Source organism: Luteimonas sp. A501, assembly GCF_054052085.1.
The window spans coordinates 43,855-59,387 of the sequence record NZ_JBSVRI010000003.1 but is presented as its reverse complement, the minus strand read 5'-3'; the positions used below and the strand labels follow the sequence as shown (position 1 = coordinate 59,387).

15 protein-coding genes are annotated in these 15,533 nt (G+C 69.4%); 14 read left to right on the top strand and 1 reads right to left on the bottom strand.

Annotation, left to right across the window (positions count from 1 at the left end; translation table 11 throughout):
• The first annotated feature begins 166 nt into the window (after nt 1-166).
• From ACW7G5_RS09935 to ACW7G5_RS09870, 14 genes are all read left to right on the top strand, one after another.
• Nucleotides 167-2,563: a ribonucleoside-diphosphate reductase subunit alpha gene (locus tag ACW7G5_RS09935; RefSeq protein WP_457004099.1), complete on the top strand. Its 2,397-nt coding sequence runs from the start codon at nt 167-169 to the stop codon at nt 2,561-2,563.
• 87 nt (nt 2,564-2,650) lie between these two features.
• Nucleotides 2,651-3,712: a ribonucleotide-diphosphate reductase subunit beta gene (locus tag ACW7G5_RS09930; RefSeq protein WP_457004098.1), complete on the top strand. Its 1,062-nt coding sequence runs from the start codon at nt 2,651-2,653 to the stop codon at nt 3,710-3,712.
• 73 nt (nt 3,713-3,785) lie between these two features.
• A complete protein-coding gene (locus ACW7G5_RS09925) occupies nt 3,786-4,274 on the top strand; it encodes a flavodoxin (protein WP_457004096.1) in 489 nt (162 codons plus the stop codon).
• Nucleotides 4,246-4,587 carry a thioredoxin family protein gene (locus tag ACW7G5_RS09920; RefSeq protein WP_457004094.1) on the top strand — a complete coding sequence of 114 codons (342 nt, stop codon included), beginning with the start codon at nt 4,246-4,248 and terminating at the stop codon, nt 4,585-4,587. The genes ACW7G5_RS09925 and ACW7G5_RS09920 overlap by 29 nt, the downstream gene beginning before the upstream one ends.
• A complete protein-coding gene (locus ACW7G5_RS09915; RefSeq protein ID WP_457004092.1) occupies nt 4,584-4,982 on the top strand; it encodes an acyl-CoA thioesterase in 399 nt (132 codons plus the stop codon). Before ACW7G5_RS09920 ends, ACW7G5_RS09915 begins: the two co-directional genes overlap by 4 nt.
• An 89-nt stretch (nt 4,983-5,071) precedes the next feature.
• Nucleotides 5,072-6,388, top strand: coding sequence for an amidohydrolase (locus tag ACW7G5_RS09910; protein ID WP_457004090.1), 1,317 nt, complete (start codon nt 5,072-5,074; stop codon nt 6,386-6,388).
• Between the two features lie 267 nt (nt 6,389-6,655).
• Nucleotides 6,656-7,513, top strand: coding sequence for an NADPH-dependent 7-cyano-7-deazaguanine reductase QueF (gene queF, locus ACW7G5_RS09905; protein ID WP_457004089.1), 858 nt, complete (start codon nt 6,656-6,658; stop codon nt 7,511-7,513).
• A 69-nt stretch (nt 7,514-7,582) separates the two neighbouring features.
• A complete protein-coding gene (locus ACW7G5_RS09900; protein ID WP_457004087.1) occupies nt 7,583-8,002 on the top strand; it encodes a LysM peptidoglycan-binding domain-containing protein in 420 nt (139 codons plus the stop codon).
• Complete coding sequence (locus ACW7G5_RS09895) at nt 7,999-8,487, top strand: hypothetical protein (RefSeq protein ID WP_457004086.1); 489 nt, start codon at nt 7,999-8,001, stop codon at nt 8,485-8,487. The genes ACW7G5_RS09900 and ACW7G5_RS09895 overlap by 4 nt, the downstream gene beginning before the upstream one ends.
• A 180-nt stretch (nt 8,488-8,667) precedes the next feature.
• Entirely contained in the window at nt 8,668-9,996 is a 1,329-nt protein-coding gene (gene icd, locus ACW7G5_RS09890; protein WP_457004084.1) for an isocitrate dehydrogenase (NADP(+)), read from the top strand.
• A gap of 483 nt (nt 9,997-10,479) precedes the next feature.
• Nucleotides 10,480-12,258: a bifunctional isocitrate dehydrogenase kinase/phosphatase gene (gene aceK / locus ACW7G5_RS09885; protein ID WP_457004082.1), complete on the top strand. Its 1,779-nt coding sequence runs from the start codon at nt 10,480-10,482 to the stop codon at nt 12,256-12,258.
• 104 nt (nt 12,259-12,362) lie between these two features.
• Complete coding sequence (locus ACW7G5_RS09880; RefSeq protein WP_457004732.1) at nt 12,363-13,241, top strand: class I SAM-dependent methyltransferase; 879 nt, start codon at nt 12,363-12,365, stop codon at nt 13,239-13,241.
• Nucleotides 13,242-13,805: a pseudouridine synthase gene (locus tag ACW7G5_RS09875; protein WP_457004080.1), complete on the top strand. Its 564-nt coding sequence runs from the start codon at nt 13,242-13,244 to the stop codon at nt 13,803-13,805. It abuts the gene before it with no gap.
• Nucleotides 13,806-13,857: 52 nt separating this feature from the next.
• Complete coding sequence (locus ACW7G5_RS09870; RefSeq protein ID WP_457004078.1) at nt 13,858-14,985, top strand: hybrid sensor histidine kinase/response regulator; 1,128 nt, start codon at nt 13,858-13,860, stop codon at nt 14,983-14,985.
• 25 nt (nt 14,986-15,010) lie between these two features.
• Here the strand turns inward: ACW7G5_RS09870 and ACW7G5_RS09865 are convergent, their stop codons facing one another.
• Nucleotides 15,011-15,472: a hypothetical protein gene (locus ACW7G5_RS09865; RefSeq protein WP_457004076.1), complete on the bottom strand. Its 462-nt coding sequence runs from the start codon at nt 15,470-15,472 to the stop codon at nt 15,011-15,013.
• Between the last annotated feature and the right edge of the window lie 61 nt (nt 15,473-15,533).

Sequence of the window (15,533 nt, the reverse complement as noted above, 5' to 3'; positions counted from 1 at the left end):
GCAATCTCCGGGGGGAGATGGCTGGTGAAGCACGCGCTCGCCCGCGCTCCGCTCCGGAGTGCGGTCGCGGCCGCTGCGACGCCGCGCTTCCACCCTGTCGATGACCGCTCCGGCCCGCCGCCTGCCCCGGGACAGTCGGCCGTGCGCACGCCATCCGGGAGCAGGCATGAGCAGCTACGACAGCACCACCACGGCACCACCCGCAGCGACCACGGCCAGCGCTGTATCCACGCCTTGCGCGTCCGCCGACGTCGCCATCTGGATCACCAAGGAAGCCGGCAACCGCCGGATTCCCTACGACCGCGCGCGCCTGGAGCGCGCGATCGACCGCGTCCACGTCGAGTTCCCGCAGCTCGACATCGCCGACTACAAGCGCAGCGTGTCCGGCTTCGTCGAGCGCAAGGACGCGGTCAACGCCGACGATCTGGTCGACCACCTGATCCGCGAGGCCGAGGCGCGCGTGGACGTGACTGCGCCGGAGTGGGAGCTCTTCGCCGCACGCCTGTACCTGCACCGCCTGTACAAGCGCGCCAGCCGCAACCGCTTCTACGACACCGGGCAGAAGTACGGTTCCTATGTTGGCCTGCAGGAATCGCTGGCCGACCGCAACGTCTACTCCAACGACATCCTGCGCGCCTATTCCAAGGAAGAACTGGTCGAGGCCGGGAAAATGATCGAGCCCGACCGTGACCGGCTGTTCAACTACAACGGCCTGTACCTGCTGGCCACGCGGTATCTCGCCACCGACACCTCGCGCGAGGTGTACGAGCTGCCGCAGGAGCGCTGGCTGACGATCGCGCTGTACCTGATGCAGGACGAGGCCGGCGCGGGCAAGGACAGCCGCGAGCGCCGCATGCAGCTGGTCGGCGAGGCCTACTGGGCGCTGTCGAACCTGTACATGACCGTGGCCACGCCGACGCTGCAGAACGCCGGCAAGACCGGCGGCCAGCTGTCCTCGTGCTTCATCGACACCGTCGACGACTCGCTGCAGGGCATCTACGACTCCAATACCGACATCGCGCGCGTGTCCAAGGGCGGCGGCGGCGTGGGCGCCTACATGGGCTACGTGCGCGCGTCGGGCTCGTCGATCCGCGGCGTGCCCAACTCGTCCGGCGGCGTGGTGCCGTGGATCAAGCAGCTCAACAACACCGCGGTCTCGGTCGACCAGCTCGGCCAGCGCAAGGGTGCCGTCGCCGTGTACCTGGACGTCTGGCACCGCGACATCGAGGCCTTCCTCGACCTGCGCCTCAACAACGGCGACCAGCGCCTGCGCGCGCACGACGTGTTCACCTCGGTCTGCATCCCCGACATCTTCATGGAAGCGGTGGAGCGCCGCGGCGACTGGTACCTGTTCGACCCGCACGAGGTGCACCGGGTCAAGGGCTGGTACCTGCAGGACTTCTTCGACGAGAAGAAGGGCGAGGGCACGTTCCGGGCGAAGTACGAAGAAGTGGTGGCCGACGAGCGCATCACCCGCAAGACGATCAAGGCCATCGACATCTTCAAGCGGCTGATGGTCAGCCAGCTGGAGACCGGAAACCCCTTCATGTTCTACCGCGACGAGGTCAACCGGAAGAACCCGAACAAGCACGCCGGCATGGTGTATTCGTCGAACCTGTGCACCGAGATCCTGCAGAACATGAGCCCGACGCGGCTGATGCAAGAGATCATCAGCGGCAACCAGATCGTGACCACGAAGCAGGCTGGCGACTTCGTGGTCTGCAACCTGTCCTCGGTGAACCTGGGCCGCGCGATCGTGCCGCAGCAGGGCCAGGGCGACCTGATCACCGACGTGCTGGAGCGGCTGATCCCGATCCAGGTGCGCATGCTCGACAACGTGATCGATCTCAACCAGCTGCCGGTGCCGCAGGCCACGATCACCAACCGGAAGTATCGCGCCATCGGGCTGGGCACCTTCGGCTGGCACCACCTGCTGGCGCAGAAGGGCATCCACTGGAACACGGCCGAAGCCGAGGATTACAGCGATGCGCTGTACGAGCGCATCAACTTCCTCACCGTGCAGGCGTCGATGGCGCTGGCGAAGGAGAAGGGCAGCTACGCCGTCTTCCACGGCAGCGACTGGCACAACGGCAACTACTTCCGCGACCGCGGCTACAGCAGCCCGCAGTGGTTGGACCTGTCGGCGCAGGTGGCGGTGAACGGCGTGCGCAACGGCTGGCTGCTGGCGGTCGCCCCGAACATGTCGACCGCGCAGATCGCCGGCTCCACGGCCTCCATCGACCCGGTCTACTCCGCGTTCTACTACGAGGAGAAGAAGGACTACCGCCGCCCGGTGGCCGCGCCCGGGCTGTCGCTGGAAACCTGGCCCTACTACGAGAAAGGCGCCTGGCACGTCGACCAGTTCGCCTCGGTGCGCCAGAACGCGCGCCGCCAGCGCCACGTCGACCAGTCGATCAGCTTCAACTTCTACGTGCCGAGCACCATACGGGCCAGCACCCTGCTGGAGCTGCACATGACCGCGTGGCGCGAAGGCATGAAGACCACCTATTACGTGCGCTCCAACGACATCGACATCGCCGAGTGCGAGTGGTGCAGTAGCTAAGCGCATTCGCGCTGTCGCTTCCACGGTTCGCGTTGCGAACCGTGGACCCTGCATCACCTGCACCCAGACCCCAACACGGGAAGCACCATGTCCACCACCGCACCGACCACCTCGACGCCGCTCGATCGCATCCGGATCCTCGAGCCGCGCCACCCCAACCGTTCGACCGGGATCATCAACGGCCGCACCTCGGGCATCCTCAACTGGAACGACATCCCGTATCCGTCGTTCTACCGCGCCTACAAGGAGCTCTCGACCAACTTCTGGATCCCGGATGAGGTCGACATGAAGGCGGATGCCAGGCAGTACGGCGAACTCTCGGCGCGCGAGAAGAATGCCTACGATTCGATCATCGGCCTGCTGGCGACGCTGGACTCGCCGCAGACACGCTTCATCTACAACGTCGCCGAATACATCACCGATCCGGCCGCGCACGCCAACGCCGCGATCATCGGGCAACAGGAAGTGATCCACAACGAGAGCTACAGCTACGTGCTGGCCTCGATCACCGACCTGGCCAATCAGAACCGCGTGTTCGAGATCGCGCGCACCCACCCGACGATCCAGAAGCGCAACGCGCCGATCATGAACTCGTATGACGACTTCATGCGCGATAAGACCGCCGAGACCCTGCTGCGGTCGCTGATCCAGTCCTCGATCCTCGAGGGCATCAACTTCTATTCCGGCTTCGCCTATTTCTACAACCTGGTGCGCCAGAACCGGATGACCGGCACCGGCAAGATCATCAGCTTCATCAACCGCGACGAACTTGCGCATACCAAGTTCATCAGCGAGCTAATCCGCGCCATCGTCGGCGAGAACCCGGAGCTGCAGAACGACGAGCTGACCGCTTACGTGCACAGTGCCTTCGAGCACGCCATCGAGCTGGAAGTGCAGTGGACCGGCGAGGTGCTCGATGGCATCGACGGCATCGACGTCGACGAGATGGTCCGCTACGTGAAGTACCGCGCCAACAAGATGGCCGGGATGCTGGGCATCGAGAAGCTGTACTCCGACGCCACCGACAACGTGATGCCCTGGATCAAGGCCTACGCCGACAACTTCACCGAGACCAAGACCGACTTCTTCGAGATGCGCAACGCCAGCTACAAGAAGACCAATTCCGACAACGGCTTCGACGATCTGTGACCTGCACGCGCGCTCCTGTGGGAGCGGCCATGGCCGCTCCCACGTCCGGAGCCAATGCCAACCGACGCCTCCCATGCGCATCCTCATCGCCTTCGCCTCGCTGAGCGGCAACACGCGCGACGTCGCGCGCGCGGTCGGCGCGCGCTGCAAAGCGCTGGACCACGCCGTGACCTGGATTGAAACCGACATCCAGTCGCTGGCCGGGGCCGCAGCCGACCCGCGCCACGACCTCTACCTGCTCGGCGCCTGGACCGACAACGCCGGGCGTACGCCGCCGGAGATGAAGCGCTTCATCGCCGATCTGGTCGAGGCCGTGGGCAAGCCCGGGCGGCTGGCCGTGTTCGGCACCGGCGAGACGCAGTGGGGCGAGGAGTACTACTGCGGGGCGGTGCGACGCATGGCGACGTTTTTCGACAGCCGCTACCCGCGGCTGGAGATCGAACAGATGCCGCACGGCGAGCGCGACGCGCTGAAGATCGAGCGCTGGGTCGACGACATCCTGGCCATCACCACCATCGACGAGGACACACCCCATGCAGACGCTGCACGCCGCATCGGCTGACGATTACCACGACGCCCTGGCCGCGTACCCGCGCCTGCTGGTGGACTACGGCAAGGACCACTGCCCCGGCTGTCGGATGCTGGACATGGCGCTGCAGACGTTCGCCGCCACGTCCGGCGCCGAGGGCCTGGTGCTGCTGCAGGTCAAGCTGGAAACCGTGGGCGAAGCGTTCTTCCGCGGACTCGGCCTGCGCCGGACGCCGACCCTGTCGCTGTTCGTCGACGGCGGCGAGGTCGCCCGCCTGCCCGGCTTCCATGCGCCGGCGCAGATCGCGCAGGCGGTCGCGCGGCATTTCGCCGGGTCGCCGGCATGACCGTCCCGGCCAGCTGCGCGCCCACCGAGGCCCGCCTGTTGGAGATGGTCTTCCCTGACCACACCAACCACCTCGGTACCCTGTTCGGCGGCCAGGCGCTGGCGTGGATGGACAAGGCGGCGTTCATCGCCGCCTCGCGCTACGCGCGGCTGACGGTGGTGACGGCGCGCTCGGAGCAGGTCGACTTCACGCTGCCGATTCGCCAGGGACAGCTGGTGGAAACCGTGGCGCGGGTCGTTGCCGTCGGTCGCACCTCGATGCGGGTCGAGGTGGAGCTGATCGCCGAGGACCTGCTCAGCGGCGAGCGCGAAACCTGTACCCGCGGCCGCTTCGTGATGATCGCTCTCGACAGCCGCGGGCGGCCCGCGCAGGTCGCGCCCTTGCCCGGCGCTTGAATGCTTTCGTGGCAGGGGCGGCGGGCGTGAGCGGTCTGCCGGTGTCGCCGGGCGGCGGGTACCATCGGCGCACCACCGGGGAGATCGCCATGTCACGCAACGCCTGCATCCTGCTGTCGTCGTTCGTTTTCGCCGTCCTTGCCTCGCCGCTGCAGGCACAGGAGGCCCAACGGGCCGAAGTGGCCGCGGCCGCCGCGGAGCTCGGCGACAAGGTCGTGGCCTGGCGCCGCGACATCCACCAGCACCCGGAGCTCGGCAACCGCGAGACGCGCACCGCGGCGCTGGTCGCCGAGCACCTGCGCGAGCTCGGCCTCGAGCCGCGGACCGGCATCGCCACCACCGGCGTCACCGCGGTGCTCAAGGGCGGCAGGCCCGGCCCGCGAATCGCGCTGCGCGCCGACATGGACGCGCTGCCGGTGACCGAGGCCAGCGGCCTGCCGTTCGCGTCCACGGCGACGACGACCTTCAACGGCCAGGACGTGGGCGTGATGCACGCCTGCGGCCACGACGCCCACACCAGCGTGCTGATGGGCGTGGCCGAGGCCCTGGTGGCGATGCGCGACGAGCTTCCGGGGGAGGTCCTCTTCATTTTCCAGCCGGCCGAGGAAGGCCCGCCGGACGGCGAGGAGGGCGGCGCGGAGGAGATGCTGGCGCAGGGCATCTTCAAGGACTTCAGGCCCGACGCGGTATTCGGCCTGCACGTGTTCTCGACCCTCAACGCCGGCCAGCTCGGCGTGCGCAGCGGGCCGACGATGGCCGCCTCCGACCGCTTCAACATCGTGGTCCAAGGCCGGCAGACGCACGGCTCGCGGCCCTGGGGCGGCGTGGATCCGATCGTGGCCGCGGCCGACATCATCGGCACCGCGCAGACCGTCGTCAGCCGCCGCCAGGACATCTCCCGGCAGCCGGTGGTGCTGAGCTTCGGCGCGATCCACGGCGGCGTGCGCTTCAACATCATTCCCGACCGGGTGGAGCTGGTGGGCACCATCCGCACCTTCGACGACGGCATGCGCGAGGCGGTGTTCGCCGACTTGGCAAACGTCGCCGAAAAGGTCGCGGCCGCGCACGGCGCCACGGTGGTGGCCAAGGTTCCCGATACCGCCGGCACCCCGGTCACCGCCAACGATCCCGCGCTGACCGCGCGCATGCGCCCGAGCCTGGAAGCGGTGGCGGGCGCCGGCAACCTGATCGACATGCCGCTGAACATGGGCGCCGAGGATTTCTCGTACTACGCGCGCGAGGTGCCGGCGGTGTTCTTCTTCGTCGGCGCGACGCCTGCGGGGCAGGACCCGGCGACGGCGCCGAGCAACCATTCGCCGGAGTTTTTCCTCGACGAATCCGCGCTCGACCTCGGCCTGCGCGCGATGCTGCAGCTCTCACTCGATTATCTGCACGGCGAGGGCTGAGCCCACTGGAAAGAAAGAACGCTTTTTTGCCACGGATTTACGCGGATAGAGCCGAAGCGGGGAAAAGCTTTTCAGCCGCGGCTCGGCGAGGTTGGTGCAATCCGTTCACAGCCGGGCAGAAGACCTTTGCTCTTTCTTTCCTCTGCTTTATCCGTGTAAATCCGCCCTTATCCGCGTGAATCCGTGGCAAGGCTGTGCATGCCAGCGGCGATCCGCAATGGCGTCGAACGGCAGGATCCGGCGGCGCAGGCGGGCGATAATGCGGGCATGACCAGCGAACTCCCCCTCGGCCGCGAGGTTGCCTACCCGCGCGCCTACGACCCGGCCCTGCTGTTCCCGATCGCGCGCGACCAGGGGCGCGACGCGCTCGGCATCGCCGCCGGCGCCCTGCCCTTCAGCGGCCACGACCGCTGGCACGCCTACGAGCTGTCCTGGCTGGATGCACGCGGCAAACCCGCGGTGGCCACCGCCACCTTCCTGGTGCCCGCGGACTCGCCGCGACTGATCGAGTCGAAGTCGCTCAAGCTCTATCTCAACTCGTTCAACTCCACGCGCTTCGCCGACCGCGACGACGTCCACGCACGGATCGTCGCCGACCTGTCGGCCGCGGCCGGCGCCCCCGTCGCAGTCGCGTTTGGCCTGCCGCCGGTGGATGCCGGCTCAGGCACGTACGCGCAGGCGGCGGCATCCGGGACCGGGCAGGACACGCGGACACCGGTATCGATCGACGACATCGAGGTCGACTGCGACGAATATGACGCCCCCAACCCCGCGCTGCTGACGGCCGACGCCGGCGAGATGGTGAACGAGGTCCTGCACTCGGCCCTGCTGAAGTCGAACTGCCCGGTCACCGGCCAGCCCGACTGGGCCAGCCTGCGCCTGGCCTACCGCGGGCCGCGCATCGACCGCGCCTGCCTGCTGCGCTACCTGGTGTCGTTCCGCGAACACGCCGGCTTCCACGAGCAGTGCGTGGAGCAGGTCTTCGTCGACGTCATGGCGCGCTGCCAACCGGCATCGCTGTCGGTGGAGGCACGCTACACGCGCCGCGGCGGACTCGACATCAATCCCTGGCGGGGCACGCCGGGATTGTCGCCACCGGCGGCCGGGCGGGATCCGCGGCAGTAGTGGACGCGATATTTCCTTAACAGGGCCGGTGTAAACCTGTCGGCGCTTCACGCGGCGCAGGAGGCCCGAATGAGCAATCCCCAGAACCCCAACGACCCCGGATCGCTGTCGCTCAAGCCAGGTGCCAAGCCGTCCGGCACCCCGGCCGGCGGCAACGGCAAGCCGGACTTCAGCAACGTCCGCAGCAGCGTCAGCAGCACCGAAGCGCCCGCCGCGGGCCGCCCCGACTTCAGCAACGTGCAGTCTTCGGTCAGCTCGACCGAGGACGTCACGGGCGGGAGCCGGTACACCGTGCAGAAGGGCGACACCCTTTCCCACATCGCCAAGGCCCAGTACGGCAAGGCCAGCGAGTGGCGGCGCATCTTCGATGCCAACCGCGACACGCTGGACGATCCCGACCGGATCCAGCCCGGCCAGACCCTGAAGATCCCGGCCGCGGCCCGCGAAGACGACGGCACCACGACCAGCCCACACGGAGACAAGCAATGACCCGACGCCCGATGACCACCGCGCTGGCCGCGGCACTGCTGGGCAGCCTGGCCCTGGCCGGCTGCAAGAAGGACGAGCCCGCGGCACCGCCACCGCCGATGTCCACGCCGGCACCCGCCGCCACCCCGGCCGCGGCGCCCGCACCGCGGGTGAGCGTGACCTCGGTCGACCTCGGCACCGAGATCGATGGCAGCAACCGCGTCGCCAACCCGGCCACCACCTTCGCCCCCACCGACACCATCCACGCCTCGGTGGCCACGACCTCGTCGGACCCCTCGGTGCCGCAGAACGGCCAGCTGACCGCGCGCTGGACCTATGAAGGCGACCAGCTGGTGGACGAAACCAGCCGTGACTTCAGTTTCACCGGCACCGGCCAGTCCGCCTTCAAGATCAGCAAGCCCGACGGCTGGCCGACGGGCAACTATCGCGTCGAGATCCTGCACGACGGCGAAGTCGTGCAGACGCGGGACTTCGAGATCCGCTGAGTCCTTCGGCTTCAACAGGGCGCGGCCCTTCGGGGTCGCGCCTTTTTCATGTCGCCACCGCGACCTGGCCCAATCGCGCCTCGGGGCCTGCCGCCTTTGCCCGTACCGTCGCGAAGCGCGACAATGACCGTCCACATCCGCCGCGCGCGCTCCGCAGCGCGGCCCCCCTTGGAGGAACCGATGGCAGACTTCACCCCGGCCGTGCCCGCAGGCGGCAGCCCGATCACCAAGACCGCGAAGGGACTCAGCGTCCCCGACCGCCCGATCATTCCCTTCATCGAAGGTGACGGCACCGGCCCGGACATCTGGAACGCCAGCGTGCGCGTGCTCGACGCCGCGGTCGAAAAGGCCTACGGCGGCAAGCGCAAGCTCGAGTGGATGGAAGTCCTGGCCGGCGAGAAGGCCTTCAACGCCACCGGCGAGTGGCTGCCGGAGTCCTCCGTCGAGGCCTGCCGCGAGTACCTGGTGAGCATCAAGGGCCCGCTGACCACGCCGGTCGGCGGCGGCATCCGCTCGCTCAACGTCGCCCTGCGCCAGATGCTGGACCTCTACGTCTGCCTGCGCCCGGTGCGCTGGTTCGAGGGCGTGCCCTCGCCGGTGAAGAGGCCGGGTGACGTCGACATGGTGATCTTCCGCGAGAACACCGAGGACATCTACGCCGGCATCGAATTCGAGCCGGGCTCGGCGGACGCGACGAAGGTGCTCGACTTCCTGCAGAAGGAATTCCCGAAGGGCTTCGACAAGATCCGCTTCGGCACCGCCGACAAGGCCAATGCCTGGAACGAGCAGCTGTCCGCGGTCGGCCAGCCGGCCACCGACGCCACGGTCAACGTCGGCATCGGCATCAAGCCGGTCAGCTGGCAGGGCACCGAGCGCCTGGTGAAGTCGGCCATCGAGTACGCCATCGCCAACGACCGCAAGTCGGTGACGCTGGTGCACAAGGGCAACATCATGAAGTTCACCGAGGGCGCGTTCCGCGACTTCGGCTACAAGGTGGCGCGCGAGCAGTTCGGCGCGGTCGAACTTGACGGTGGCCCCTGGCACGTCATCCCCGAGGGCAAGCCGGGCGCGGGCATCATCATCAAGGACGCTATCGCGGATGCGTTCCTGCAGCAGATCCTGCTGCGTCCGCGCGAATACGACGTCTCGGCCACGCTGAACCTCAACGGCGACTACCTGTCCGACGCCCTGGCCGCCCAGGTCGGCGGCATCGGCATCGCGCCGGGTGCGAACATCAACTACGTGACCGGCCATGCGGTGTTCGAGGCCACGCACGGCACGGCGCCGAAGTATGCCGGCCTGGACAAGGTCAATCCGGGTTCGGTGATCCTGTCGGGCGAGATGATGCTGCGCTACATGGGCTGGACCGAAGCCGCCGACGCCATCATCAAGGCGATGGACGGTGCGATCGGCTCCAAGCGCGTCACCTACGACTTCGCCCGCCTGATGGACGGTGCCACCGAGGTCAAGTGCAGCGAGTTCGCGGACGAGATCATCAAGCACCTCTGACGGAACCTCGCCGCACGCTCCATTGTTCTCCTGCAATGCCCGCGACGCCCGTCGCGGGCATTGCTCGTTTCGGGGCCTGGATTTTTTGACGATGTGGCGCGCGGCGTGGCGGTGGGGTATCCCGTGCGCAGGTCGGCTTCGCCGCCCTTGAATGCGCTCGGGATACCCCACCACCCCACCGCCTCCTATCGCAGACGCGAGGTTGGGGGGCAAGTGCGGGAGCGTGGGCTGCGGCAGCAGCTTCGATGCGAAGCGCCGCATATGCTGCCTACAGCGCGCAAGCCGCGGGTTCCCCTGCTTGCCCAGGCGATCCGCGGCGGAGGGTGGGTGGGGTCGCAGTGCGCATTCAAGGGCGGCGCAGCCGACCTGCGCACGGAGTGCCCCACCCACCCTCCGCCCTCGCGAAACCCTCCCGGGCGCCTACGGAGCACGACCACCTCCGCGGAGGAAGCGAAAAGACCGTCGCGGGGCCACACTCGGGCCATGGCCTCTTCGACAAACGACCCGCTGGTGCCGCGCGCGTCCGCGCTGGTGCTGGACGCGTTCGAGGACTACGACGCGCGCTTCGGCGACCTGACGCGGCGGGCGCGACGGCGTTTCATCCAGCGCGACTGGCGCGGCGCCCAGGCGGACGCGCTGGCGCGCATCGAGCTGCAGGATGACTTCCTGGCAGAGGCGCTGGGCCGGCTCGAGGCCCTAGTCGGCGAGCGCATGCGCTCGCGGCCGTTCTGGGCGGCGGTGCGTGAGTGCTATGGCACGCTGACCGAAGGCCGCAGCGATGCGGCGATGGCGCGCACGCTGTTCAATTCGATGTCGCGGCGCTTCTTCCTGACCGAGGGCGTGGCGCAAGCGCTGGAGTTCCACCAGCCGGGCGACGGGGCCGCAGGCGACCCGGACAGTCCCGGTGAGCTGCATCCGCTGCCCGACGGCGCGGACGCCTGCGAGCGCTGGCAGAAGGCGCTGCGAGCGCGCGGCTTTCCGCATCGCGATATCGACGCCGACGCCCGCGCCATCGCGGATGCCGTGGCATCGCGCCTAGCGCTGCACGACGCGAACGTTGCCGACGACGCCGCACGGTGCCACGACGATGCGGGCCGCCCCGACGATCCCCGCGGCCCGGACATCGCCCTGCTGGACACCGTGTTCTACCGCGAGCGCCGCGCCTACCTCGTCGGCCGCGTCGAGGCCGTCGACGGCCCCCGGCCGCTGGTGGTGGCGCTGGTGAACGCGGCCGACGGCGTGCGCGCCGATGCCGTGCTGGTCGAGCGCGCGCAGGTCTCGATGCTGTTCGGCCACGCCCACAGCTGGTTCCACGCCGACCTGGCGCGCGTCGGCGACGCGGTCGCCTTCCTGCATTCGCTGCTGCCGGCCAAGCCGGTGTCCGAGCTGTACTCGGTGCTCGGCCGCGCCAAGCAGGGCAAGACCGAACGCTATCGCGAGATCCGGCGCCATTTCGCGGCCCATCCGGACGAACGCCTGGTGCGTGCCGACGGCGTGCGCGGCATGGTCATGGCGGTGTTCACCCCGCGCGACCTGCCGGTGGTGTTCAAGGTCATCCGCGACCGCTTCGCCGAACCCAAGGACAGCGTGCGCGCCGACATCGAGGCCAAGTACCGGCTGGTGGCGCGCCGCGACCGCGTCGGCAGGCTGGTGGACGCGCAGGAGTTCCGCCGCCTGCGTTTTCCGCGCGCGGCCTTCGAGCCGGGGATGCTGGAGGAGCTGCTGACCCAGTGCGCCGAAACCGTCACCGCCGAGCGCGACGTGGTGCTGCTGCGGCACTGCTACGCCGAGCGCCGGCTGCGGCCGCTGGACCTGTTCGCGCGCGAGGCACCGGAGGCCGAGGCGCGGCGGGCGGTGCTTGACTACGGCCAGGCGATCACCGACCTGGCGCGCAGCGGCATCTTCCCCGGCGACCTGCTGCTGAAGAACTTCGGGGTCTCGCGCCACGGCCGCGCGCTGTTCTACGACTTCGATGAACTCTGCCTGCTGGAGGAGGCCAACTTCCGCGACGTGCCCGAGGTGCGCGAGGAAGACGAAACCCGGCCGCTCGAGGACTGGCTGTACGCGCGCCGCGACGACGTCTTCCCCGCGCTGTTCCCGAACTTCCTCGGGCTGCCGCCGCCGCTGCGGCAGGCGCTGCTGGAGACACACCCGGGGATTTTCGAGGCTGGCTGGTGGCGAGGCATCCAGGCGCGGCTGCGCGCTGGCGGCTACCTCGACGTGGCGCCCTATCCTCCGGCCGCGCGGCTGCCGGATCCATGAGGGCGACGGCGGCGGGCAGGCGGCGCACGGGATCGGACCCGGGTTTGCCGGTAGGCTGGCGACCCAGTCCAACAGGAACCGCCGCCATGACCCGACGCCTGCCGATCGCCCTGCTTCCGCTGTTCCTCGCCGCCTGCACCACGGCTCCCGCCGGCGTCGCCTCCGCGGACCCCGAGCCCGGCGCGGACACCGCGGCTGCCGCGCCCGCGGGCAAGGCACCGGCCGCCGGCGTTGCCATGCGCGCGCCTGACCCGCTGCTCGACCAGGCGCTGGGAGGGGCCTGGCGCTCGCCCGAAAACGTGGCCCGCGACCAGTACCGCCATCCGCGCGACACGCTGGCCTTCTTCGGCATCGAGACCGGCCAGACCGTGGTCGAGATCACCCCCGGTGGCGGCTGGTACGCCGAGATCCTCGCGCCCTGGCTGCGTGCCGGCTACGTCGCCGCGATCGTCGACCCGGCTGCCCTGCCCGAAGCGCGACGCGACTATTCCGCGCGCTCCAGGGCCGGCCTCGAAACCCTGTTCGCCTCGGCGCCGGCGCAGTACGGCGATGCCCGCATCGTCGCCTACGATCCCGCGGCGCCGGTACTTGGCCCGGCGAACTCGGCCGATGCCGTGCTGACCTTCCGCAACGTCCACAACTGGCGCTCCTCGGGCCAGGCCGAGGGCATGTTCAAGGGCTTCTTCGACGTGCTCAAGCCCGGCGGCGTGCTGGGCGTGGTCGAGCACCGCGCCGCCGGCGATGTGGCCGATGACGACAAGTCCGGCTACGTTGGCCAGGACCAGGTGATCGCCCTCGCGACCGCAGCCGGCTTCCGGCTGGACGAAGCCAGCGAGATCAACGCCAACCCGCGCGATACCCGCGACCATCCCAACGGCGTCTGGACCCTGCCGCCCGGCAACAAGCACGACGCCGAGGACCGCCAGCAGTACGAGGCCATCGGCGAAAGCGACCGCATGACGCTTCGCTTCATCAAGCCCTGAGTGCTGGTCGCCTTCAACAAGCCGCACGGCGTGCTCTGCCAGTTCACCGACCGCAGCACGCCGCCGCGGCCGACCCTGGCCGGCTTCGGCCTGCCCCCGGGCGTGTATCCCGCGGGCAGGCTCGACCACGACAGCGAGGGCCTGCTGCTGCTCACCGACGACGGCGCGCTTGCCCACCGCATCACCGATCCGCGATACAGGCTCGCCAAGACCTACCTGGCGCAGGTGGAGGGTGCGCCGGCACCGGAGCAGCTCGCCCGGCTGGCCGCCGGCGTCACGCTGCGCGACGGACCGACGCGTCCGGCCCGGGCGCGCCTTCTCGATCCGGCACCCGCACTCTGGCCACGCGATCCACCGGTGCGGATGCGCAAGACCGTCCCCGACGCCTGGGTCGAACTGGTCATCAGCGAGGGCCGCAACCGCCAGGTGCGGCGGATGACCGCGGCCGTCGGACTGCCTACGCTGCGCCTGGTGCGGGTTGCGATCGGCACCGCCCGCCTCGACGGCCTGGCGCCGGGACAGTGGCGCGAACTCGCGCACGCGGCGCCGTTTTCTTCCTTCTGATACCGTCAGCAGTCGCGCGCGACGTCCGTCGCGCGCAGCCGTGGAACACGCCATGAAGGCAAGCACCATCCATGGGCGGGTACTCGTCGTCGACGACCAGCCGGCCAACCTGCGCGTTGTGAGCGCGCTCCTGGAACGCCAGGGATACCACGTGGCAGCCGCCGAAAGCGGCGAGGCCGCGCTCGCCGCCGCCGAGGAACAGCCGCCGGACCTGATGCTGCTCGACATGATGATGCCGGGCATGGACGGCTTCGGCGTGATGGAGGAGATCCGCCTGCGCGCGCTGCTGCCGCGGGTACCGGTGGTCTTCCTGACCGCCGCCCAGGACCGCAGCCTGCTGCTGCGCGCCTTCGAGGCCGGCGCCGTCGATTACGTGGTCAAGCCTTTCATTCCCGAGGAGCTGCTGGCCCGGGTCAACGCGCACGTGGGCCTGAAGCTCGCGCGCGACCGCCTGGAGCAGGTGGCGCGCGAACGCCAGGAGCTGGTCAACCTGGTTGCGCACGACCTGAAGAATCCGCTCAGCAGCGTGGTCTTCGCCAGCGACATCCTGGCCTCGGGCACGCTGCGTCCCGAGCGCGTGCCGCGCTACCTGGAGGTGATCCGGGAAAGCGCCGACGAGGGCCTAGGCTATATCCGCCGCTACCTGGAAACCCAGGCCAGCGCGCGCGTCGCCGCCAGCGGGCGCGATGCCTGCGTGGCGCTCGCGGAGGTGGTGGAGTGGATCGTCGGCCGCTACGGCATGCAACTCGAAGACAGCGGCTGCCGGCTGGTGGTGGGCGAGATCGGTCCGGGCGTGGTGGCGATGGATGCGCTGGTGCTGCGACAGGTCGCCGGCAACCTGGTCAGCAACGCGATGAAGTACGCGCCGGGAAGCGAGGTGTTCATCCACGCCAGCCCCGGGGCCCCGGGCTTCTGGAAGCTGTGCGTGTCCGACCGCGGCCCGGGCGTGCCGGGTCACCGGCAACGCGAGCTGTTCACTCCGTTCACGCGGCTGACCGAAGCGGACCCGGCGATCGCCGGATCATCGAGCGGGCTTGGACTGTCGCTTGCCCGCCAGATCGTCAGCAACGTCGGCGGCCAGCTCTGGTACGAGGACCGCGAGGGCGGCGGCGCCTGCTTCGTGGTCGAACTTCCCGAGGGGCGCAGCCCGGACGCCGGGCGCCGCGCCACCAGGGACTAGCCGCGCCGGACCGGCCGGGCCCGGATCAGTCGTCCTCGCCCTGCGACTGCGGACGCGACGACGTGTCCCGTGCGTCCACTTCGACGCCCAGGTCGGCGGACTCTAGCGCCTCGCGGACCTGTCGCGGGCGCCGCTGCATCGCGGCCAGCTCGGCGGCCTTGCGACGATGCCTGACCACCGCGTAGGCCGCGGCACCGATGCCGATCGCCGCGGCCGTGAGCGCCACGGGATGGCGGCGGGCCACGATCCCGGCCGCGCGCGCGCCGGTGCGCGCCGCGCCCAGGGCCACGCCGGCCTGGAGCCACTTGCCGGCGCCCTGCTGCATTCCACTCAGCCAGCTGCCTGCGTCCTGCGGCATGCCGTTGAGCCACTTGCCGGCGCCGTCGGGAACGGCATGGCGCAGGCCGTCGCCAAGGCGTCCGGCCAGGTCCATGGCCTTGTCGGGGATGGCGTCGCGAACGTCGCGGATGATGGTGCGTTTGCGCATGCGGGGGTCCTCGGGCTTGCACCGGCGCCTGCGCGCCAGCGGGGGGATGGATGACAGGGGG

Excerpts from the sequence above, each read along its gene's own strand:
- ACW7G5_RS09935 (WP_457004099.1), top strand. The coding sequence starts at position 167 with ATGAGCAGCTACGACAGCACCACCACGGCACCACCCGCAGCGACCACG.
- ACW7G5_RS09930 (WP_457004098.1), top strand. The coding sequence starts at position 2,651 with ATGTCCACCACCGCACCGACCACCTCGACGCCGCTCGATCGCATCCGG.
- ACW7G5_RS09925 (WP_457004096.1), top strand. The coding sequence starts at position 3,786 with ATGCGCATCCTCATCGCCTTCGCCTCGCTGAGCGGCAACACGCGCGAC.
- ACW7G5_RS09920 (WP_457004094.1), top strand. The coding sequence starts at position 4,246 with ATGCAGACGCTGCACGCCGCATCGGCTGACGATTACCACGACGCCCTG.
- ACW7G5_RS09915 (WP_457004092.1), top strand. The coding sequence starts at position 4,584 with ATGACCGTCCCGGCCAGCTGCGCGCCCACCGAGGCCCGCCTGTTGGAG.
- ACW7G5_RS09910 (WP_457004090.1), top strand. The coding sequence starts at position 5,072 with ATGTCACGCAACGCCTGCATCCTGCTGTCGTCGTTCGTTTTCGCCGTC.
- queF (WP_457004089.1), top strand. The coding sequence starts at position 6,656 with ATGACCAGCGAACTCCCCCTCGGCCGCGAGGTTGCCTACCCGCGCGCC.
- ACW7G5_RS09900 (WP_457004087.1), top strand. The coding sequence starts at position 7,583 with ATGAGCAATCCCCAGAACCCCAACGACCCCGGATCGCTGTCGCTCAAG.
- ACW7G5_RS09895 (WP_457004086.1), top strand. The coding sequence starts at position 7,999 with ATGACCCGACGCCCGATGACCACCGCGCTGGCCGCGGCACTGCTGGGC.
- icd (WP_457004084.1), top strand. The coding sequence starts at position 8,668 with ATGGCAGACTTCACCCCGGCCGTGCCCGCAGGCGGCAGCCCGATCACC.
- aceK (WP_457004082.1), top strand. The coding sequence starts at position 10,480 with ATGGCCTCTTCGACAAACGACCCGCTGGTGCCGCGCGCGTCCGCGCTG.
- ACW7G5_RS09870 (WP_457004078.1), top strand. The coding sequence starts at position 13,858 with ATGAAGGCAAGCACCATCCATGGGCGGGTACTCGTCGTCGACGACCAG.
- ACW7G5_RS09865 (WP_457004076.1), bottom strand. The coding sequence starts at position 15,472 with ATGCGCAAACGCACCATCATCCGCGACGTTCGCGACGCCATCCCCGAC.